Annotated in this window: 16 protein-coding genes, 2 tRNA genes and 3 rRNA genes; 3 read left to right on the top strand and 18 right to left on the bottom strand. The window is 44.8% G+C overall.

The features are described 5' to 3' along the window. Window positions 1-75 precede the first annotated feature (75 nt). The gene (locus AC04MN_RS09160; RefSeq protein WP_475382885.1) at window positions 76-702 is read left to right on the top strand and encodes a hypothetical protein; all 627 of its coding nucleotides are present in this window, start codon (window positions 76-78) and stop codon (window positions 700-702) included. On the opposite strand, the gene AC04MN_RS09155 is transcribed toward AC04MN_RS09160, so the two are convergent. The 9 genes from AC04MN_RS09155 to AC04MN_RS09115 all read right to left on the bottom strand — a co-directional run bounded on the left by AC04MN_RS09155 (window position 699) and on the right by AC04MN_RS09115 (window position 7,771). Next, window positions 699-1,424 carry a coenzyme F420-0:L-glutamate ligase gene (locus tag AC04MN_RS09155; RefSeq protein WP_475382884.1) on the bottom strand — a complete coding sequence of 242 codons (726 nt, stop codon included), beginning with the start codon at window positions 1,422-1,424 and terminating at the stop codon, window positions 699-701. The two genes, AC04MN_RS09160 and AC04MN_RS09155, sit on opposite strands and share 4 nt — an antisense overlap. A gap of 2 nt (window positions 1,425-1,426) precedes the next feature. After that, the gene (locus AC04MN_RS09150) at window positions 1,427-1,942 is read right to left on the bottom strand and encodes an asparaginase domain-containing protein (protein ID WP_475382883.1); all 516 of its coding nucleotides are present in this window, start codon (window positions 1,940-1,942) and stop codon (window positions 1,427-1,429) included. Then, entirely contained in the window at window positions 1,939-2,742 is an 804-nt protein-coding gene (locus AC04MN_RS09145; RefSeq protein WP_475382882.1) for a hypothetical protein, read from the bottom strand. The genes AC04MN_RS09150 and AC04MN_RS09145 overlap by 4 nt, the downstream gene beginning before the upstream one ends. Before the next feature lie 20 nt (window positions 2,743-2,762). After that, window positions 2,763-3,959, bottom strand: a complete 1,197-nt coding sequence (locus AC04MN_RS09140) for an exo-beta-N-acetylmuramidase NamZ family protein (protein WP_475382881.1) — start codon at window positions 3,957-3,959, stop codon at window positions 2,763-2,765. A gap of 72 nt (window positions 3,960-4,031) precedes the next feature. Further along, window positions 4,032-4,367 carry a DUF1904 family protein gene (locus tag AC04MN_RS09135; RefSeq protein ID WP_475382880.1) on the bottom strand — a complete coding sequence of 112 codons (336 nt, stop codon included), beginning with the start codon at window positions 4,365-4,367 and terminating at the stop codon, window positions 4,032-4,034. 6 nt (window positions 4,368-4,373) lie between these two features. Further along, window positions 4,374-5,066, bottom strand: a complete 693-nt coding sequence (locus tag AC04MN_RS09130) for a FliG C-terminal domain-containing protein (RefSeq protein WP_475382879.1) — start codon at window positions 5,064-5,066, stop codon at window positions 4,374-4,376. 205 nt (window positions 5,067-5,271) lie between these two features. Then, a complete protein-coding gene (locus AC04MN_RS09125; protein ID WP_475382956.1) occupies window positions 5,272-6,075 on the bottom strand; it encodes an IS3 family transposase in 804 nt (267 codons plus the stop codon). A 23-nt stretch (window positions 6,076-6,098) separates the two neighbouring features. Continuing rightward, window positions 6,099-6,476: a transposase gene (locus AC04MN_RS09120; protein WP_475381949.1), complete on the bottom strand. Its 378-nt coding sequence runs from the start codon at window positions 6,474-6,476 to the stop codon at window positions 6,099-6,101. 104 nt (window positions 6,477-6,580) lie between these two features. Next, a complete protein-coding gene (locus AC04MN_RS09115) occupies window positions 6,581-7,771 on the bottom strand; it encodes a hypothetical protein (RefSeq protein ID WP_475382878.1) in 1,191 nt (396 codons plus the stop codon). Between the two features lie 310 nt (window positions 7,772-8,081). On the opposite strand from AC04MN_RS09115, the gene AC04MN_RS09110 reads away from it, so the two are divergent. Then, window positions 8,082-8,501: a hypothetical protein gene (locus AC04MN_RS09110; RefSeq protein ID WP_475382877.1), complete on the top strand. Its 420-nt coding sequence runs from the start codon at window positions 8,082-8,084 to the stop codon at window positions 8,499-8,501. Window positions 8,502-8,596: 95 nt separating this feature from the next. On the opposite strand, the gene rrf is transcribed toward AC04MN_RS09110, so the two are convergent. From rrf to AC04MN_RS09080, 6 genes are all read right to left on the bottom strand, one after another. Then, a 5S ribosomal RNA gene (rrf, locus tag AC04MN_RS09105) occupies window positions 8,597-8,713 on the bottom strand. 88 nt (window positions 8,714-8,801) lie between these two features. Continuing rightward, window positions 8,802-11,729 (bottom strand): 23S ribosomal RNA (locus AC04MN_RS09100). Window positions 11,730-11,819: 90 nt separating this feature from the next. Beyond that, window positions 11,820-11,896, bottom strand: a tRNA-Ile gene (locus tag AC04MN_RS09095). Window positions 11,897-12,011: 115 nt separating this feature from the next. Next, a 16S ribosomal RNA gene (locus AC04MN_RS09090) occupies window positions 12,012-13,524 on the bottom strand. Together the 16S, 23S and 5S rRNA genes with 2 tRNA genes alongside form the textbook arrangement of a ribosomal RNA operon. 266 nt (window positions 13,525-13,790) lie before the next feature. Then, a tRNA-Ala gene (locus tag AC04MN_RS09085) sits at window positions 13,791-13,866 on the bottom strand. 157 nt (window positions 13,867-14,023) lie between these two features. Next, window positions 14,024-14,539 (bottom strand): hypothetical protein, encoded by a 516-nt coding sequence (locus AC04MN_RS09080; RefSeq protein WP_475382876.1) that lies wholly within the window; start codon window positions 14,537-14,539, stop codon window positions 14,024-14,026. Window positions 14,540-14,792: 253 nt separating this feature from the next. Here AC04MN_RS09080 and AC04MN_RS09075 point away from each other — a divergent pair, with 253 nt between their 5' ends. After that, window positions 14,793-15,098 (top strand): cupin domain-containing protein, encoded by a 306-nt coding sequence (locus AC04MN_RS09075; protein ID WP_475382875.1) that lies wholly within the window; start codon window positions 14,793-14,795, stop codon window positions 15,096-15,098. 82 nt (window positions 15,099-15,180) lie between these two features. Here the strand turns inward: AC04MN_RS09075 and AC04MN_RS09070 are convergent, their stop codons facing one another. The 3 genes from AC04MN_RS09070 to AC04MN_RS09060 are packed head-to-tail and all read right to left on the bottom strand — an operon-like array spanning window position 15,181 to window position 19,278. Next, a complete protein-coding gene (locus tag AC04MN_RS09070) occupies window positions 15,181-16,470 on the bottom strand; it encodes a replication-associated recombination protein A (RefSeq protein ID WP_475382874.1) in 1,290 nt (429 codons plus the stop codon). A 55-nt stretch (window positions 16,471-16,525) separates the two neighbouring features. Then, complete coding sequence (locus AC04MN_RS09065) at window positions 16,526-17,125, bottom strand: hypothetical protein (RefSeq protein ID WP_475382873.1); 600 nt, start codon at window positions 17,123-17,125, stop codon at window positions 16,526-16,528. 11 nt (window positions 17,126-17,136) lie between these two features. Beyond that, on the bottom strand, window positions 17,137-19,278 hold the full coding sequence (locus AC04MN_RS09060; protein WP_475382872.1) for a type IV pilus secretin PilQ: 2,142 nt from the start codon (window positions 19,276-19,278) through the stop codon (window positions 17,137-17,139). Window positions 19,279-19,281: the final 3 nt, after the last annotated feature.

Genomic DNA, 19,281 nt, shown 5'->3' with positions numbered 1-19,281 from the left:
ACAATCTTTGCTTGTTTACCCAAGTAGTCGGTGACCACTCACCACCAACATCTTAAAAATGAGTCCGGGGGGATCATGAAAAAATCAATCGCAATACTCACTCTTTTAATCTGTAGCAGCCTTCAATCCTTTGCTCAAACTTGCAATCCTCAAGAACTCGATTATGCCCGACAAGATGGCGAGCGCAGAGCTCTGGAAATGGTCCGAAATGATATGAACGCCGAAGGCGTTTCCCGGGGTAGCGCCATTGGATTTTCTCCGGAAGATTGCATTCAGCGAGCTATTTCAAGAGCTCAAACAAATGGCTACCAGGCAATCCAAGAGTGTAATAATCGCTCGACTTACTTCAAAAACTGCCAACTCATGGGCCACAGAGTAATCCAACATCCAACGATAGTACTTCCAACTCGCGCGGTTGGAAAAATCGACGAACGTGATATCACCGAACAAGAATGCCGAACTCGAGCAGTTCGTGATGCTGAACGAAATGCAATTCAACAGTGTGAATCCGAAAGCGGAACTCGTTGCGGCCTTACTCGTCCTGCGAATGATTCATCCCACCGCGAAGAACGCCGACGCCGTTACGGCATCGCTGGCCCTAAAGAAACTTACCATATCTGCGAGGCCTCTGCTGAAGCCCTTCCTTTAGGTGGATCTCAATTCAGATGCTCTGTCGAAGTCTTTGCTCGAAATAGATTCTAATTTTTTTCCCGAAGTGACTCCAAAAGGGGATGATACATATCATCCTCGTAGCTATAAGAAAGCTGACTGGCATCGCAAGTCGTTGACCAATCTAATTTAAGCCCTTCTATGATAGCCAGTGGGCTTTGCTCGCTGGCTTCTCCCATTAACATCACACAAATGGAAGCCATCGAGTCTGCCAAATGAACTTGAGTCATTTTTAATTCACGACCAAAAAGATCCTTGTCGCCAATTTTATTTAAAACGGGATTAAATCCCCAGTGAGCCAAACAAACACCTTGGACGCCTCGTCGCAAAGGACGCGTGCAAGAGTCTGTCAAAATCAATCCCCAACTTTTAAGTTGCCAGCGCTCACTTAATGCCTGATGCAATTTTTGAGCACTTTCAAAAGGATTCTCAGGGTATACAATATAGTCTGCAGATTCCGAATTAGACTCGTCAATACCGGCGGACACAATCATCAAGCCCTGCTTGACTGTGAGGTGACTTCCGTAACCTATGGGCCCTAAATAAATATCACATTGTTCTTTTATAAGCTGGCTCTTGTCTACATGAGCCGAGACCAAACATCCCTCGGCGATGCTGACTAATTTTGAAGTTACAGCCAGCACCATATTTTCTTTGATCAAATCGGCACGGACATTTTGAACAATAAAATCAATAAGATTTTGACCACCCTGAAATAGATCCGTCTTGATCGCACTCACCGATATATTCGTCATAATTAATTTTCAAAAGTTCCTTTATCTTTATTCTTTTTTGCACCAGGAACAGTGAAGACTTGATTGTGAAATGAGATATAGAATCCAGGTGATAGGAGTTTAGCTGCCAACAGAGCTTCTGTGACGTTCTGAGATGCATCAGAGTCCTCGAAACCCATAGGGATCATCGCTCCAGTAAAGACTACTGGCACTTTCGGCGTGCCCATTTTGCTAAAGCAATAGTCTGCAGTGATACTCATCGTGTCCGTCCCATGCAATACAACGATGGGCTGACTCTTTTGCATCTGATCTTTGAGGGTCATCGCAATAAGTTCTCGATCTTCATCGGTCATATAAAGGCTGTCTTTGCTTAGTAAGGGATAAACGTGAATATTCGTATAGGGAAGACGCATCTTCGAAAGAATGCGATTTTTAATACTGGTCCCTCGATTTTCTAAAGAACCGTCAAATTCGTTGTACGTCTTTTCGATGGTCCCACCCGTTGTCACAATGATGACATCTGTAACTTTTGTACTCATACACCCTCGATTTTACCTGGCTCAATAACCCGAGCCTGTGGAGCTCCAAATCTTGCGTGGCTTGGCACAATAGTTTTAGGTAAAACCATTGTATTCGGCAAAATTTGAGCAGCTTCGCCAACAACCACAGCTCCCATTAAATAAGAATGAAGTCCAACGTTGGCTTTATTTTCAATTTTTAAGCTATCAACTATTAGGAAACCTTTCATCCCGTAGTGCGCCATCATATAAACCGATCCTCCGATCGTCACATGCTCACCCACTTCAATTAGACAAGGATCTGAAATATTCGACGTATTAATCATAGTCCCTCTACCGACCTTCATACCCATCGCCCGCAAAAAAGCAAGGGACAGAGGTGTCGGTGTCAGCAAATCCAACACCGTGTAGCGAACTAAATAAAATAAAGCATTGTGATAAAACCAGGGAATCGACTCTAGTGAAAACCACGGCCCACGATAGCTTTTTACAAAGGGAATTATAGGGCGATTTAACAAGGCTACGACCGTCGGCAATAATAAAATAAATGCAAGCAGACCCACAGCAAATGACCCGGCTATTCTAAGTCCGAGCTCGAAACTAGCAATCTGTCCTATTTTTTCAAAATTTAAAACCAACAAATAAGCTAAAGGAAATAGAGCAAAACTAAGAGCCAAAATAAACAAAAGAACAACAGGCAGAATTCCTAACAAATAAGAGATCAATTGAAATTTCCGAAGAAAATTTTCGAAAAATCCCAAGGTTCCCGACTTGTGGGACTTTTGTTGATTCAATTCCTCTGCACTTAATTTTTTATTCAAAAAACCCCCACGCAATTTCCTTATTTATACAATAAATACTTTCGTCGGTTTTTAATCCAAGCTTTTTCATCTTTCTGCAAAGCCTTCTCAAGTTGAGCGACCGTCGCTTTTCCGTTCTCGATCCAATCTCGCAATGCAGGCCCACCGTTTATCACATCGAACGGCAATTTATCGTGAACGTACTCGTAAGCAAATTCACGATAGATCTTATAGTTAGGATATAATTCTCGGATTGCTTTCAACATCAATGCCGTTAATCTAAATGGCTTAAAATAATTTTGCTTGAACGAGGGCACATCCGTGTGAAATTGAAATCCATGACAGAGTTTTCCTACGTGTTTGTGAAACGTCGGCTCAAAGAAGCACTCTCGTAAAATCACACCTTTATGCCACTGAGGGGCTTTCTTTTTCATCCATTGCAGAATTTTAGAATAGTCCAAATCAGAAGCGCCAATCACTTCCAACGCTCGAGTGGTGCCTCGGCCCTCTGACAAGGTCGTACCCTCGATGAGTACGGTCCCAGGATAAGCTCGCGCCATATTTAGTGATGCCGCATTTGGACTTGGATTCACCCATGCTCGCTTTTGATCCCAGCCAAATCCTGGGCCTTTGCTAGGAACGTAGCCCTGCATTTTTACAACACTTAGATCAAGACTCATTTGGTAATGATCTTTGAAATACAACGCCAATTCTCCGACTGTCAGACCATGCCGCATAGGAATTGGGGCTGCTCCGACAAAAGACTCCCATCCCTTAAGCATCGTAAAGCCTTCAACTTCACGTCCAGCAGGATTAGGACGATCTAATACAATAACTCGCTTGTTCAGCTTTGCACACTCTTCCATCACATAAAGAAGGGTCGTAATGAATGTATAGATGCGACAGCCTAAATCTTGAAGATCAAAAATCAATACATCAAAGTGGGACATCATTTCAGGAGTCGGCCTTCGCACCTCTCCATACAAACTAAACACAGGAATTTTATGTACAGGATCCACGAAGTCAGGGCTCTCGATCATATTATCTTGCTTGTCGCCACGAATTCCATGCTGAGGCCCAAAGGCACAGGTCACTTTTAATTTAGGCTTTAACAAATCCAATGAATGGCGAAGACTTTCATCAACGCTGGCTGGATGGCAGACTAGTCCAACTCTTTGCCCTTTAAGACTGGCTAACAATTTTTTATTATTGAGAAAAACTTCAATACCCAACTTCATAATAACGTCCTTGTTATAGAAAAAGTTTATTCTTTTTTAGACTGATTACCAACTCTTTTTCAATTGAAGAGTCTACGAACCAAAATGTTTCGAATTTTCATAGTAACAATTTTTAGGCAAATCTAGAAAGACGACTGCCACATACTCGGCCCGAGTTATTTGCTTTAATTTTTCGGTAATCAGCTCGGCGACCCGATCCTGAACTTCCTGCCCCCGATCAAACCAAGCAAACTCGACAAAAGGATAAAAAGCAGTTTCTTTCCCGCCCTCGAAGAAGCGATTTTGCACCAATTCAAAACTAAAATTATCTTCTGTCGTTGAAATGATTCGAGCAAGGTCTGCAGGCAAATCCTTGCTCAATTGACGAACGGTCTCTTCAGAGACCGCTTTAAAACGAAGATGTGGCATAACTCATTAGGCAATTTTTTTAATCTGAGCAAGTTTGTCTTTTAAAACAATATTTTCCTGCTTCAGAGCATTGACCTCTCCCACCAATAGATTGACCTTTCTTTTTAAAAATTCAATCTCTTGTTGATGGACTGTCGCATCAGAAGCTCCTGATGGACTTTGTGCAATTTTATTAGTCTCTTGTTTGATACCATCCAGGTCTTCTAAAGATAAAGTCGCAAAGTGAGTCCCCAAAATATCTTCGATGTTTTCAGGAATTGCGAGTTCCGGGTCAATCTTATCTAATTTTAAAATTCCCTGGGAAATGTAACCACGAACTTCTGATTGCATCTTCATCAAGCAAGACGCTTTCTCGCCCGGATTTGGGTTCACCTCTGCAATTCCGTCAGTGATCTTTCGACGAGTAATCGGCGGTAAAGCACTAATCACGCGTTCGACTTCATCTGAGTTCATTCCATGCAAAATAACCGACACAGTTAAAAGAGGTAATCGTGTCACGATCTCCGCTAAAATTTCTGGCTGCCAGGACAAGATTTTGTCAGCCGTAATTGCTTTTCGCTTAAGAGCTTCCTCCCAAGCAGGGCTCTCGCTTGCTATCAAGCTCAAGAACTGTTCTTGCTTCGCTTTGGGCGAAGTCTCGATCAATTGAAGAAGTTGAAGAAAGCCACCTTTTTTCTTATATCTATCTAACATTGCCATACTGGACCTATCGGCAATCGAGTCCAGGACTAAATAGTTAAAGCCAATAAAAGCCAGACAAACGAAACAATAATAACAACAGGATAATATTCAGACATCGAATTGATAAAAGACAAAAAAACCGAAAGGGAAATTTCGGTTTTTCGTCAAAGTATTAGACAGTGTGATTTAAAACTGGAGTGAACCCCGATTTTTTGGACACGGTTTAAAAGTTCACGGACTCCTTATACTCGACCGGGCTCTTCATGCCAAGGGCTGAGTGCGGAGCGACGTTGTTATAGTCAGCAAACCATTGCGGTAAAAGCTTAAGAACCGTCTCTGCACTGTCGCAGTCTGCTTGATAAACGTAATCCCTCTTAATTGTTTTAACGAAGGCTTCGGCCATACCGTTGGACTCTGGACTGTATGCTCTGGTGTAGCAGCATTGTAGGTTCAATTCTTTACCAAGATCCTTTACTGATTTCGCTCTGTAAATTGACCCACGATCTGACAACCACTGGATCTCCCTAGGGCATCTCAACGACTCACCAAATCTCGCTTCAACAGCTTTAACCATTAGCTCTTCGATGTCGTCGGCAGACAGTGGCTCGGTTCTAGCGACGTAAGCAAAAGCTTCTCGATCACAGCAGTCCAAGGCAAATGCCACGAAAACTTTTTCGCCATTAAAACAACGGATTTCCATTCCATCCGAACACCAACGCAAGTTTGGAAACATTGTCATTACCACGCCCGTATGTGGTCGCTTCTGCTGCGGCAATGTTTGTGGCAGTGAAAGGCCATTCATACGCATGATTCGCTGAACACGCTTGCGATTGATCTTATTGCGACCGTCAAGAGACCTCTGGCGATTCACCATCGTGGTAACTCGGCGATAACCGTAAGTTGATCTGATGGCGATAACACTTTTGATTTCTTTTAAAATTACTTCATCTTCCGATTTTTGGTAAAAGCGAGGCATGCCAATTTCCTCCTGAGAAACTGGTTCGTAGTAAAGTGAACTTCGACTGATTTCGAAGGCTTCCGCGATGTGGGTTACTTCATACCGATCAAGCGCTTTGACTTCTTTGGCGGTTGAAGTGCTTTTAAGATCGCTTTTTTTTGGACGATCTCCAGACCATCTTTCAAGATGTCGTTCTTGATCGCCAACTCACCAACCTTGGCTTTGAGATTTTGATTCTCAGCTTTGAGCTTGTCGTTTTCTTCGATCAGCTTTTGGATGTATTCCGCATTGACTGGTGATTCGTCTTTTTTGTGGTTCATTTGCCTCTTCCAACTATAGAGAGTGATAGCATGAACCCCATATTTCCTGGCAAGTACGGGGATGGAAATTCCCTGCGAATAGTGCTCTTTGATGATTAATTGCTTCTTTTCCTGTGTAAATACTTTCCGTCTGCTAGACGTTACTTCCATAAAGACCCCCTGGGTTGGGTGTCCAAATCAAATCGGGGTCAGGAACAAAACTTAATTCTAAAAATCGTTTTAATTATCAAATCGCTAAGCTTAAATAAGCGAACTTAGTCGAGCTTCGAACACTTATAAGCAACACGAACCTTTGTACCCGCAGTCAATGTTGTAGCAAACTTGATCTGTTTACCAACACGAGTCCATGATGGAAGAGCCGCGGCACTTCCTGGAGCTGCAGATACTACCAAGTCAATCGGAGCTGAACAATTCAAAGTGATCCCATCAATTCGTTGAAGGATATCAGTGCTGATGGCTCCAATTTCATTAGTATAGTTCAAAGAACAGATACTTACCGACTTACCCCAATTTTGATTGGTAAATGTCTGATAAACAGTTCCGAAGGTCCCTTGAACAAAGCCTCTTGTCGCTTCCACTGCGGGATTTCCTAAAACTTGATTGTTTTGTTCCGCAAGACAAGAGGAGTCTTTCACCGTGATCGCGTGAACACTCAGTCCTTTTCCAGTACCGTATTTGCTTGTAAAAGTAGATACCAAGGTAGCCGGTTGATCTAGATTTGCTAACCCATATCCCGAGTAATAATAAAGTTGAGACCGAACATCTTCGTCAGATAAAAAGATGACCGCTAAGTGAGCATCTTTTCTAATGAAACTTGACGGATTGTTTTGAATTGCCAACGTCGCCGCATAAACACCACGTTCATCGCCAGATGGGCAATTAGCTTTGTACTGTCGAGCATACTCAGAGCTATTCTCGGTACTTGCAACTCCATTATTTCTAATCCAATTTGCAATAAAATCCTCACATTGACGAGTCTCAGGGCGAACAACCGTCGAGTTAAATAGACTTACACGATTAGATATGTCTTTCGTTAAGTATGCGTATCCACCAAAGCTCAGAAGATTTCCATTTTGAATTGTCCCAGCACCGTTGATCGGGCGTGGATCATTGCCATCACCATCAACATGAACATCAGTTGTTGTCATTGCTATTCTATAATCAGCACTTCTTGCTTCAAGAGCCTGAATAAATCCAGAAAATCGATTAGCAAGGGCCTTCTGCTCAAATGACATTGAAGCCGAGTTATCATTAACAATAAGGATATCAACCTTACCGGCACTTGCTTCTTTAATATCGTCAAAGGTGTACAGATTGTTCTCGACAACACAGTTTTCACCAGCTGTTTTACATTTGTCTTCATCCAACGAGAATTTGACCGGAGAACATCCGACATAAATCCCTACTAAAAATGAAGCCGCAGCCAATTGCGCTAGTGTTTTCATAAAGCTACCTCGCTAACACTGTTATATCCAATGTCCATGCCAAACACAGATAGCCAGCTAAATACATGAATCTATTTAGTTTTTAATTAATCGGCTTAACTAATTAGCGTCAAAACCTTAAGCAAACCGCTCATTTGCGGTTCCCAAAAAAGGCACTGCTTAGGATTTTTTATATTTCTTAAAAAGGGTCTAGTTCCTAAAATTCCTCTACTGTCTCAAATTGCGACAACCACCAAGTCATAGAATAATAAAATGAAGAACAAAGACTAGGAGTCCTTCGACTCCTTAAACAACCAGAAGGAATAAAGCGATGTTAAAAATCCTTGGTGCCGTACTCATTATAGGCGCGGTTCTTTTAGCTACCTTTGCTAATGAAGAAGTCCAAAATATAGTGGAATGGAAACTAGCAGACAACTCCCAAAGGCTTGGCCTTATTATTGAGAGGGACTTCAAAGCCCTTCAAAGTTCTAATCAGCTACCTAAAGAGTGGGCTTCTATAGGCACTGTGACTTACTCCATTAACTCTGAAACAGCCAAAAAGCTTCTTGAAAAACATAAACCCAATTTGACCAGTAAACCAGGCTCAGAAATTTCCTTAGAGCTTGAGATCTTCGATATTCCCGACGATAAAAAGCCAGGCCTAGTAATCCAAGCCAGCTTAATGAACAAGAAAAACAAGATATTTGAAATAGGTCGAAATATTTACCTCGAAGAAATTCACAAAGAGTAGCCAATCGACCAAATCTAATTTCAGTATTTATTTATTGGGTATAAAAAAGGCAAAAAAAAAAACCACCTATCTTTCGATAAGTGGTTTAAAAAAGGAGCTGGCATTGTGCTACTCTCCCACACGGTTGCCCGTGCAATACCATCGCCGCAAGCGGACTTAACTTCTGAGTTCGGAATGGGATCAGGTGTGGCCCCGCTGCTAAAAACACCAGCAAAAAGCTTAAATTTTAAATAGTTTTTTTGATTCTTGAATGATTGATTTAACTGATTTTTAGCTAAAGGAATAGTTCCTAAATAATTAATAAAAAAGCCGCACGGACTATTAGTACGGATCAGCTGAATGCATTACTGCACTTACACCTTCCGCCTATCAACCTCGTAGTCTCCGAGGGTCCTTCAGAGGCCGAAGCCTAGTGAGATCTCATCTTGTAGTTAGCTTCCCGCTTAGATGCTTTCAGCGGTTATCCATTCCGAACATAGCTACCCTGCCGTGCCGCTGGCGCGACAACAGGAACACCAGAGGTTCGTCCATCCCGGTCCTCTCGTACTAAGGACAGGTCTACTCAAATCTCATACGCCCACAGAAGATAAGGACCAAACTGTCTCACGACGTTCTGAACCCAGCTCGCGTACCACTTTAATTGGCGAACAGCCAAACCCTTGGGACCTGCTCCAGCCCCAGGATGTGATGAGCCGACATCGAGGTGCCAAACTCCATCGTCGATATGGACTCTTGGATGGAATAAGCCTGTTATCCCCGGAGTACCTTTTATCCGTTGAGCGATGGCCCTTCCACGCGGGACCACCGGATCACTTTGGCCTGCTTTCGCACCTGCTCGACTTGTAGGTCTCGCAGTCAAGCACCCTTATGCCAATGCACTCGACGCCTGGTTTCCAATCAGGCTGAGGGTACCATCGCGCGCCTCCGTTACTATTTGGGAGGCGACCGCCCCAGTCAAACTGCCCACCAGACAGTGTCCTTCTCCCTGTTGAAGGGAGCAAGTTAGATTTCAAAGTCTACAAGGGTGGTATTTCAAGGTTGACTCCACAAGGACTGGCGTCCCTGCTTCAAAGTCTCCCACCTATCCTACACATGACGACTCTAAAATCACTGCCAAGCTACAGTAAAGGTTCACGGGGTCTTTCCGTCTTTCTGCGGGTACTCGGCATTTTCACCGAGAGTTCAATTTCGCGGGGCATTTAGTTGAGACACCGGAGAAGTCGTTACGCCATTCGTGCAGGTCGGAACTTACCCGACAAGGAATTTCGCTACCTTAGGACCGTTATAGTTACGGCCGCCGTTTACTGGGGCTTCGATTCTCAGCTTCGCTTGCGCTAACTAATCCTCTTAACCTTCCAGCACCGGGCAGGCGTCAGCATGTATACTTCGTCTTGTGACTTTGCACATGCCTGTGTTTTTGATAAACAGTCGCTACTCCCATTTCTCTGCGACCCGAATAAGCTTGGGGAGCAAGTCCTTACACTTACGCGGGCACACCTTTTCCCGAAGTTACGGTGTTAAGTTGCCGAGTTCCTTAACTAAATTTCACCCCATCGCCTTAGGATATTCACCCCACTCACCTGAGTCGGTTTACGGTACGGGCGATCTCTTAAACTAACGAAACTTTTCTTGGAAGCATGGTTTTTCTCACTTCTGGGGTAAACCCCTCGCATTCGCGCCTCAGTGTTATGTGCCGCGGATTTGCCTACGACACCACCTACACGCTTACACCTGAATCCGATAACAGGCTGAGATATCCTACTCCGTCATTCCTTTAGCAATCCGAGATCGGTAATGGAATATTAACCATTTTGCCATCGACTACGCCAATTGGCCTCGCCTTAGGACCCGACTAACCCTGGGCGGATTATCCTTGCCCAGGAACCCTTGAGTTTTCGGCGCCCGAGTTTTTCACTCGAGTTAAACGCTACTTATGTCAGCATGATCACTTCTAGTTCGTCCAGCTGTCCTACCGGTCAACCTTCAGCCTACACTAGAACGCTCCTCTACCACTGTCTTACGACAATCCAAAGCTTCGGTAACATGCTTAGCCCCGTTGTATCTTCCGCGCAGGGTCACTAGACTAGTGAGCTATTACGCTTTCTTTAAAGGATTGCTGCTTCTAAGCCAACCTCCTAGTTGTCAAAGTAACCCCACAACGTTCTCCACTTAGCATGTATTTAGGGACCTTAGCTGTTGGTCTGGGCTCTTTCCCTCTCGACGCATGACCTTATCACCCTACGTCTGCCTCCCAGGGTAGTTATGTACGGCATTCGGAGTTTATTTGGGTTTGGTAATCCGGTAAAGACCCCTAGCCCATCCAGTGCTCTACCTCCGTCATAAATTTTACCTGAGGCTATACCTAAATATATTTCGAGGAGTACCAGCTATCACCCAGTTTGATTGGCCTTTCACCCCTAACCACAGCTCATCAAAAGAGTTTTCAACCTCAACTTGTTCGGCCCTCCACGAAGTGTTACCCTCGCTTCAGCCTGGCCATGGTTAGATCACCGGGTTTCGGGTCTATCCCTGCATACTAAACGCCCTATTCAGACTCGCTTTCGCTACGACTACACCTGCAACGGCTTAATCTCGCATGCAAAGATAACTCGCTGACTCATTATGCAAAAGGTACGCGGTCGCGCATATAAAGCGCTTCCACTGCTTGTAAACTTGCGGTTTCAGTTTCTATTTCACTCCCCTCTCGGGGTTCTTTTCACCTTTCCCTCACGGTACTTGTTCACTATCGGTCACTAAGGAATATTTAGCCTTGGAGGGTGGTCCCCCCAGATTCCCACCAGGTTTCACGTGCCTGGTGGTACTCGGGATACCGCTAGAGCCTCTGAACATTTCGAGTACGGGGCTGTCACCCTGTTTCGCCAGACTTTCCAGACTGTTACTCTATATTCTCGGGTCTCACATCGCGGTCCCACAACCCCTCAATCAAATTAATGATCAAGGTTTGGGCTTCTTCCCGTTCGCTCGCCACTACTAGGGAAATCTCGTTTGATGTCTTTTCCTCAGGGTACTGAGATGTTTCACTTCCCCTGGTTCGCTTCTTTAACCTATGTATTCAGCTAAAGATACCTATTAAAAGGTGGGTTTCCCCATTCGGAAATCTCCGGATCAAAGTGTGTGTGCCACTCCCCGAAGCTTATCGCAGCTTACCACGTCCTTCATCGCTTCTTAGTGCCTAGGCATCCACCACAAGCTCTTTGTAGCTTTAAAAATTGGAACTAACCTCGCTAAAAATCAATTAAATCAATCTATTCAATTGTCAAAGAACTAAAATACAAAACTTTTTCGAGCGACTCATATTGGTGGGCCCGGGAAGACTCGAACTTCCGACCCCACGCTTATCAAGCGTGTGCTCTAACCAACTGAGCTACAGGCCCTCGCCTTCGCTCTCTCAAAACTAAACAGCTAGAAGATTTTTGGGACTCACGCAAAAACTATGTTTGCGTTGACCTAGGATTGTATGAACTAAAAGTTCATAAAAACATTCCTTAGAAAGGAGGTGATCCAGCCGCAGGTTCCCCTACGGCTACCTTGTTACGACTTCACCCCAATCATCGACCATACCTTGGGCGCCTACTTCCTTGCGGTTAGCGCAGCGACTTCTGGTACAACCAACTTTCATGGTGTGACGGGCGGTGTGTACAAGGCCCGGGAACGTATTCACCGCGGCATGCTGATCCGCGATTACTAGCGATTCCAACTTCATGGTCTCGAGTTGCAGAGACCAATCCGAACTTAGATAGCTTTTCTCCGATTTGCTCCATCTTGCGACTTCGCTTCAGTTTGTGACTACCATTGTAGCACGTGTGTAGCCCTAGGCATAAGGGCCATGAGGACTTGACGTCATCCCCACCTTCCTCCGGTTTAACACCGGCAGTCCATCTAGAGTGCCCAACTGAATGCTGGCAACTAAATGCAGGGGTTGCGCTCGTTGCGGGACTTAACCCAACATCTCACGACACGAGCTGACGACAGCCATGCAGCACCTGTGTACCGGCCCGAAGGCGACGACATTTCTGCCAGTCTTCCAGTACATGTCAAGCCTAGGTAAGGTTTTTCGCGTTGCATCGAATTAAACCACATGCTCCACCGCTTGTGCGGGCCCCCGTCAATTTCTTTGAGTTTTAATCTTGCGACCGTACTCCCCAGGCGGGATACTTAACGCGTTAGCTTCGTCACTGAAGGGGTCAATACCTCCAACAACAAGTATCCATCGTTTACAGCGTGGACTACCAGGGTATCTAATCCTGTTTGATACCCACGCTTTCGGGTCTGAGCGTCAGTGTTTGGCCAGCTATCCGCCTTCGCCTCCGGTATTCCTCCTGATATCTACGTATTTCACCACTACACCAGGAATTCCAATAGCCTCTCCAACACTCAAGCCTCGCAGTATCGAATGCACTTCTAGGGTTAAGCCCTAGGCTTTCACACTCGACTTACAAGGCCACCTGCACCCGCTTTACGCCCAATAATTCCGAACAACGCTAGGATCCCTCGTCTTACCGCGGCTGCTGGCACGAAGTTAGCCGATCCTTTCTCGTAAGGTACAATCAGAACTTTTTCCCTTACAACAGAGCTTTACGACCCGAAGGCCTTCATCGCTCACGCGGCGTCGCTGGATCAGGGTTGCCCCCATTGTCCAATATTCCCTACTGCTGCCTCCCGTAGGAGTCTGGACCGTGTCTCAGTTCCAGTGTGACTGATCATCCTCTCAGACCAGTTAAAGATCATCGCCTTGGTGAGCCGTTACCTCACCAACTAGCTAATCTTACGCGGACTCATCCTCAAACGAATTGCTCCTTTGACCTCAACTACCTCAGTAGTCGTGGTCTTATGCGGTATTAGCTAATCTTTCGACTAGTTATTCCCCATTCGAGGGCAGATTATCCACGCGTTACTCACCCGTGCGCCACTAGTACTCACCCGAAGGCTTTCCCCGTTCGACTTGCATGTATTAGGCACGCCGCCAGCGTTTGTTCTGAGCCAGAATCAAACTCTCCAGTTTAAATTCTGTCCCACAAAACTAGCTTTTAAAAATCTAATTCTGGGTTTTTTTATAATTTGAAATTGTGAAAACCTTGCGGTTTTCAAAGAGCCCAAAAATCTTATATTCTAGCTATTCAGTTTTCAAAGAACGATTCAGTTTTGAACCGACTTTTCATCGGAACAAGGTCTCAAGTTTTATCGCAAGAGCCTTTTTCGTGTCAACAACTTTTTTTAAAAAAATTTAACAAATTTTAAAACACAGTCATTTGAACGATTTAGCAAGATTGGTGGAGGCAACAGGGATCGAACCTGCGACCTTCTGAATGCAAATCAGATGCTCTCCCAGCTGAGCTATGCCCCCAGTGCGTGCTAAAGTTCGGCTGTTTTCGCTCAAAACGACCTCAACGTCAACTGTCTTGTTATATTTTTTTAAAAAAGCCCTAAAAAATGCAAAAATCCCCTGTTTTTCTTGCTTAAAAAGCAAACAGAGAATTTTGCAAATTATTGAAAGGACTGAATTACGCCGAAGCCTGGAATCTGGACGCAGCGAGTCTATTAAACCAGGCGCGCTCGGACGGCAAATCAAAGCCCGCCTTTTCTGCGCCCGTCAAAATGGCCTGAAGAACTCTCTTTAAAATCTCAGCTTCGTGATCCAAACCAGAATCAGCGCCCAGGCTTTCTTCAACAGCCTCAAATACACTCTTAAGGTCTGGCGTTGTTACAACCTTCGGAATTCGAGACATATCTAGACCGATAATCTCTGAGGGTTTAAACCCAACCAGATTATCCGTCAGAAGAACTTTTACATTGCTCTTAAAGTTCACCTGCAAGAAAGGCTTTCCGTCACCATCTGTTCGCTGAAGGACCTCGGTCACATCGTGCGGTTGGAAGGTGAAAACCTTCGCATCCACCGTCTGAGTAACAGCAATTCTGCCGTTCTCAAGCGTCCGGGCTTTTAATCCTTTTGATGAATCGACATAATTCAAGATGCTGTCGGTATTGGCTAGTGTCGATCTAGTCTTAGAATTACTCAATGGACCCTCCTGTAGGGAATAACTCACATGAGGAGGTATCGGTGATGAAAAAGAGGACTTAACGTTTTTTTTAAATTAAATAATAAACCAGCCTTCAGCATTGTTGCTGAAAAACCAAAACGTCTCAGAGTGATCTAAACAAAGCGGAGTTCCGCGCCAACCTCAAAAGACTCTTGAATAGATTGTCTCGTTCTGGGATAACTAATCGAGCTTTTTTCAAGAAGCCCTTTTCATTCCAGCGGAGATAATTTCCATGATAGTTACAAAATGGCAGGCCCCCCTTGTTCCCTCAAAGCAGCAAGCCGCTCTGATTTTAGAAAATGAAGGACTCGAGCCCTTCGAAGAAATCTATGAACCTTCAGCTAAGGTCAAAGAGCACAGACATCCTTTCTATGAAATTAGAATTATTGTTGAAGGCGAGTTACTTTTTTCCGTTTCTGGCAACCAATTCCTTCTGCGCCCAGGAGATAGGATCGAGATTCCTGCAAACACCCGACACTCTCATGTTGCTCAGGGCAATCAAACCTGCGTCTGCATCTGCGGAAGCCGTGCTATCTAAAAGCGAAAGAAGCAAACTCAAAGATCCTTAATAATAACTAGAGGACTTAATAAAAAAAGGAAGAGGCAACCTCTTCCTTTTTTTATTTTTTTAACCACTCGACGAACTCTGAGATTGTCTTCTCAAATCCCCATTTTTTCGGCTCATAAAGAACAGTATCCTTTAGTGACTCAGGCAGATAGTCCTGCTCAACCCACCCCTTGGGGAAAGAGTGTGGATATTTGTAGTTTATCCCATAACCAAGCTCTTTAGCTAAAGCTGTCTTCGAAGACCTCAAATGAAGAGGAACCGGCAAAGAACCCGTACGCTGAACAAGTTCTTTAGCCTTGTTCAGCGCCATGTAAGCTGCATTGCTTTTTGGGCAGTTGGCAATATATGTCGCCACCTGCGAAAGCGTGATGGCCGCCTCGGGCAAGCCAATAGCTTCGACCGCCTGCAAACCCGCAATTGCCACCGAAATAGCTCGAGGATCGGCATTACCAACGTCTTCCGACGCCGATATCACAAGCCTTCTTGCTATAAATACAGGGTCTTCGCCACCGTCCAACATACGAGCTAAATAATAGACGGCAGCATCAGCATCGCTCCCTCTTAAGCTTTTGATGAAGGCCGAAATCACATCGTAATGAAACTCGGAGTTCTTATCGTAAGCCCGAGGAGCCACCGCCAAAATCTCGCTTAAATCTTGCGGTAAAATCTTTTCCGCAGGGGAAACCTGATGATAAGTCCATAAAATTTCTAGAGCATTTAACAATCTTCGCCCATCTCCGTCGCAATAACTCAATATTTGCTCAATAGTTTCCTGAGCACAAAAATCAGATAGCAAAGTTCCCATTTGATGCTCGGCTTTTTTTACTAACATCTGCAGATGCCGAGGCTCTAAGGATTCAAATACCAAAACACGCGTTCGACTTAATAGCGCCCGATTCAACTCGTAAGAGGGATTTTCAGTTGTGGCTCCAATTAAAATCAAATCGCCCTTTTCCATAAAAGGCAAAAGAACATCTTGCTGAGCCTTATTAAATCGATGAATTTCATCCACAAAAAGAAGGGTTTTCTGATTCAATTGAAGCCGACGATCCCGTCCCGCTTCGCCTTTTTCCCGTAACACCTTAGCGCCAGAGTCCACTGCGTTTATAGATTCAAAATGAGCACCTGCTTGCTGCGCCAATGCCAACGCAAAACTGGTTTTACCAGTCCCCGGAGGGCCCCAAAGAATCATGCTGGGAATATGCCCAGCTCGCAACAACTTTCCAAGACGTGAGTGAGGACCAATGAGCTTCTCTTGGCCGATGACATCGTCCAAGGTCTTAGGCCTCAGAATTTCTGATAAAGGAGCCAGAGCTTTTTGATTTTGGGCAAACAAATCCATGAACTGGAATTAGCCCATGAGCGCCCCTAGAGCAAGCCAAGAGCAGGGTGTTGCCCTACTCTTTTGTGTTAATAAGGGTAAATTCTTGAGATGTAGATGTTGGAATCTCGGTCGTCCCCGAGGTGTAGAAGCCAACCAAGGTCACCTTGGCATTGATTTGAAACTCTTGATTCAACTCTGTTGGAATAGAGATTCCGCCGATTTTTAAAGGACACTGCAAAGTCAACGACGTTGAAGGCGCAATCACCCCTCCGTTATAGAGAGAAGGATTGTAGGTATAACCAGCGCCCCCTGCCGCAACACCAGCAGCCGGAGCCAACTGATCTTCAGCGAAAATGACATCGGAGATTTGAATAAATGTTGAGCTAAAACTTACCTTCACGTAGGCAATATTAAAGTTCGTATCACCATTCCACGTAAAAACCAGATTTTTCAATGAAAAGTACTTGCCGGTGATATCTGCAGAAGGAGCCGATCCAGCAGCCAAACCATCCGCAATCGATTTGCAGCTCGTCGATGTTCCCGGAAGCAAGTAGACCTTTTTACTTAACAAAGTAATTGCAGCGTCAGAACTTTCCTCTTGGACAGCACCGCAAGCTGGCACCAAAAGAGAAGCCATCGAGATCATCAAAAATTTTCTTATTTTTAAAGTCATCTTAGCCCCTATTAAAAGTCACTTGTTTGAGATTTTCCACCACTATCCGCCTGCCCAACAATTCTAGGCGTCAGGAAGATCAGCATTTCCGACTTATCTTTTGTTTTAGTTGAAGCCGAGAACAGCCCCCCCACAAGAGGCAATTTACGAAGTCCTGGAACTCCTTGCTCGCCCTCTGTGGATTCATTCGTGTAAATCCCACCAATAACGGCCGTGTGTCCGTTTTTAACTAAAACCCTTGTATTAGCTTCCCTAGAATTGACCTCGAAAGTCCCTTCTTTTTGATCAACAACGGCCCCCTTAAACTGCCGAGAGATATTGATCTTCATTATAATCGAAGCATCGGCCGTTATCTGAGGAGTAACTTCTAATTTTAGAGTTAACGGCTTAAATTGATACGAAACCTGTGGCGTCCCGTTTGTAATCGTCGTTGTACGAACTGGAACCTCGGAGGTTTGAGTAATTACCGACGTCTCATTTGTCATCGACATGATTCGAGGACTTGATAGCACTTTCACAACACTTTCGCTTTCACGCAAAGAAAGGGCCGCATTTAATGCTCCAAAAATATCGAATGTCCCCACGTTCAACGTGATTCCCAAGTTTCCTGCACCGATGGCCCCCTGGTTCACGTTCAACGACGGAGTCATATTAACAGGGCCCCGACGAGATTGTCCCAGCTTGATCGTCTGGCCTGAAGCCCCCCATGCAATCCCGATATCGCGCTGGAAGGATTCTTTCGCTTCGACAACTTTTCCCTCAATTAGAACTTGCGGCGGCTGAACGTCCAAGCTTTCGATCAATTTTGCCACTTTAGATAGGGACTCTTCTGTATCCGTCACAACCAAAGCATTTGTACGCACATCACCCACTGCACGACCACGCTCGGTCAAAAAGTCTTTGATCTTTTTTTCTAGCTCATCCACTTTTGCATAACTAATTGGGAACATGCGTACCTTTAAAGTCTCTAGCTTCTTCTTGTCAGAAACTAACTTGGCCGCGCGGTCCTCTTCTTTAAGAAGTTCTTCCATCGTGGTGATGCGAAGAACATTACCTTGACGAGTATAACCTAAGTTCTTTGTTTTCATCAGAACCACAAGCGCTTGATCCCAAGGAACTTGACGGAGCTTCATACTTACAGAGCCCTTAACTTCGTCAGAAATGACCATATTCAGACCACTCTCGTCAGTAATAAAACGAAGGGCTTCACGAATATCCATACTGTTCATTTCCAAAGAAATACGTTTCCCGTAGAATTTTACGTTTCCAGCTAAATAGTCCGACAGCGTATAGCTCGATAGAACGTTGGCATCCTGAAGATCTGAGTTCGGATCTGACTCGCTATCATAAATTGTCGTATCACCTTGATTCGCTACATTTTGCTTAGCCGCCGGAGATGATGCCACAACAAGCAGAGTGTTACCCTCTTGCTGAACAGCCGGCTCTGCAACTCCTTCACGTAGTTGAATCACAAAACGTGCAGTCGACGATCCAGCATTTTGATAGGCATCAACAGCGCCGATACTTCCGCGAATATCCTTTGTGTTCAAATTACGCTTAAGTTTTGCAGGCAAAATGGCATTTTCAACTTCGATTATATATTGGCGTAATTCTGGATTAGTTCGAGTCGTAAAATTAACAGGTCCATTGCTTTCAATTAAAATTGTTCCGCCAGATTCATTAGCTTGGAATTTAAGCCCCGTAATCTCTACTGGCTTACTTGATTCAACCATTGGAGCTGGCTCATTCGTTAATGGTTCTTCAGCGCCCGGAGGCAAGACCTCTGCGACATCTGAAGGTGGAGCTGGCGTTTCAGTCTTATTCGACTCTGACAAGTCCGTCATCGGCGCTTCGGCGAACGGATCATCGGTAGGCGGAGGCGGTGTCTGCTCGGCAGGCTTACTTTCAGCTGTCTTTTGCGATGAAGCTTGATCATCCAATGCTAAATCTTCATCCGCTTGCTCCGATGCCGCTTGCTCTGATTGCGCTGAATCTAATTCGTCACCAAAATCATCCTGTCCATCTCCGGCTGATGCCGACGATGCCGAGGGAGCCTCGTCTAATGACAAATCGTCTTCTGTGGATTTGCTTGCGCAACCCAACCCTTGAAGAATCAAAGCCCCAATAATCATGAGTTTGATAATTCTATTCACAAG

The organism is Bdellovibrio sp. ZFWA1 (genome assembly GCF_056175665.1).
Note: the sequence above shows the minus strand (reverse complement) of the source record. Positions and strands in the feature narration are given on the sequence as shown.

Excerpts from the sequence above, each read along its gene's own strand:
- AC04MN_RS09065 (WP_475382873.1), bottom strand. The coding sequence starts at position 17,125 with ATGACTTTAAAAATAAGAAAATTTTTGATGATCTCGATGGCTTCTCTT.
- AC04MN_RS09070 (WP_475382874.1), bottom strand. The coding sequence starts at position 16,470 with ATGGATTTGTTTGCCCAAAATCAAAAAGCTCTGGCTCCTTTATCAGAA.
- AC04MN_RS09155 (WP_475382884.1), bottom strand. The coding sequence starts at position 1,424 with ATGACGAATATATCGGTGAGTGCGATCAAGACGGATCTATTTCAGGGT.
- AC04MN_RS09075 (WP_475382875.1), top strand. The coding sequence starts at position 14,793 with ATGATAGTTACAAAATGGCAGGCCCCCCTTGTTCCCTCAAAGCAGCAA.
- AC04MN_RS09110 (WP_475382877.1), top strand. The coding sequence starts at position 8,082 with ATGTTAAAAATCCTTGGTGCCGTACTCATTATAGGCGCGGTTCTTTTA.
- AC04MN_RS09120 (WP_475381949.1), bottom strand. The coding sequence starts at position 6,476 with ATGGAAGTAACGTCTAGCAGACGGAAAGTATTTACACAGGAAAAGAAG.
- AC04MN_RS09140 (WP_475382881.1), bottom strand. The coding sequence starts at position 3,959 with ATGAAGTTGGGTATTGAAGTTTTTCTCAATAATAAAAAATTGTTAGCC.
- AC04MN_RS09135 (WP_475382880.1), bottom strand. The coding sequence starts at position 4,367 with ATGCCACATCTTCGTTTTAAAGCGGTCTCTGAAGAGACCGTTCGTCAA.
- AC04MN_RS09160 (WP_475382885.1), top strand. The coding sequence starts at position 76 with ATGAAAAAATCAATCGCAATACTCACTCTTTTAATCTGTAGCAGCCTT.
- AC04MN_RS09130 (WP_475382879.1), bottom strand. The coding sequence starts at position 5,066 with ATGGCAATGTTAGATAGATATAAGAAAAAAGGTGGCTTTCTTCAACTT.
- AC04MN_RS09115 (WP_475382878.1), bottom strand. The coding sequence starts at position 7,771 with ATGAAAACACTAGCGCAATTGGCTGCGGCTTCATTTTTAGTAGGGATT.
- AC04MN_RS09150 (WP_475382883.1), bottom strand. The coding sequence starts at position 1,942 with ATGAGTACAAAAGTTACAGATGTCATCATTGTGACAACGGGTGGGACC.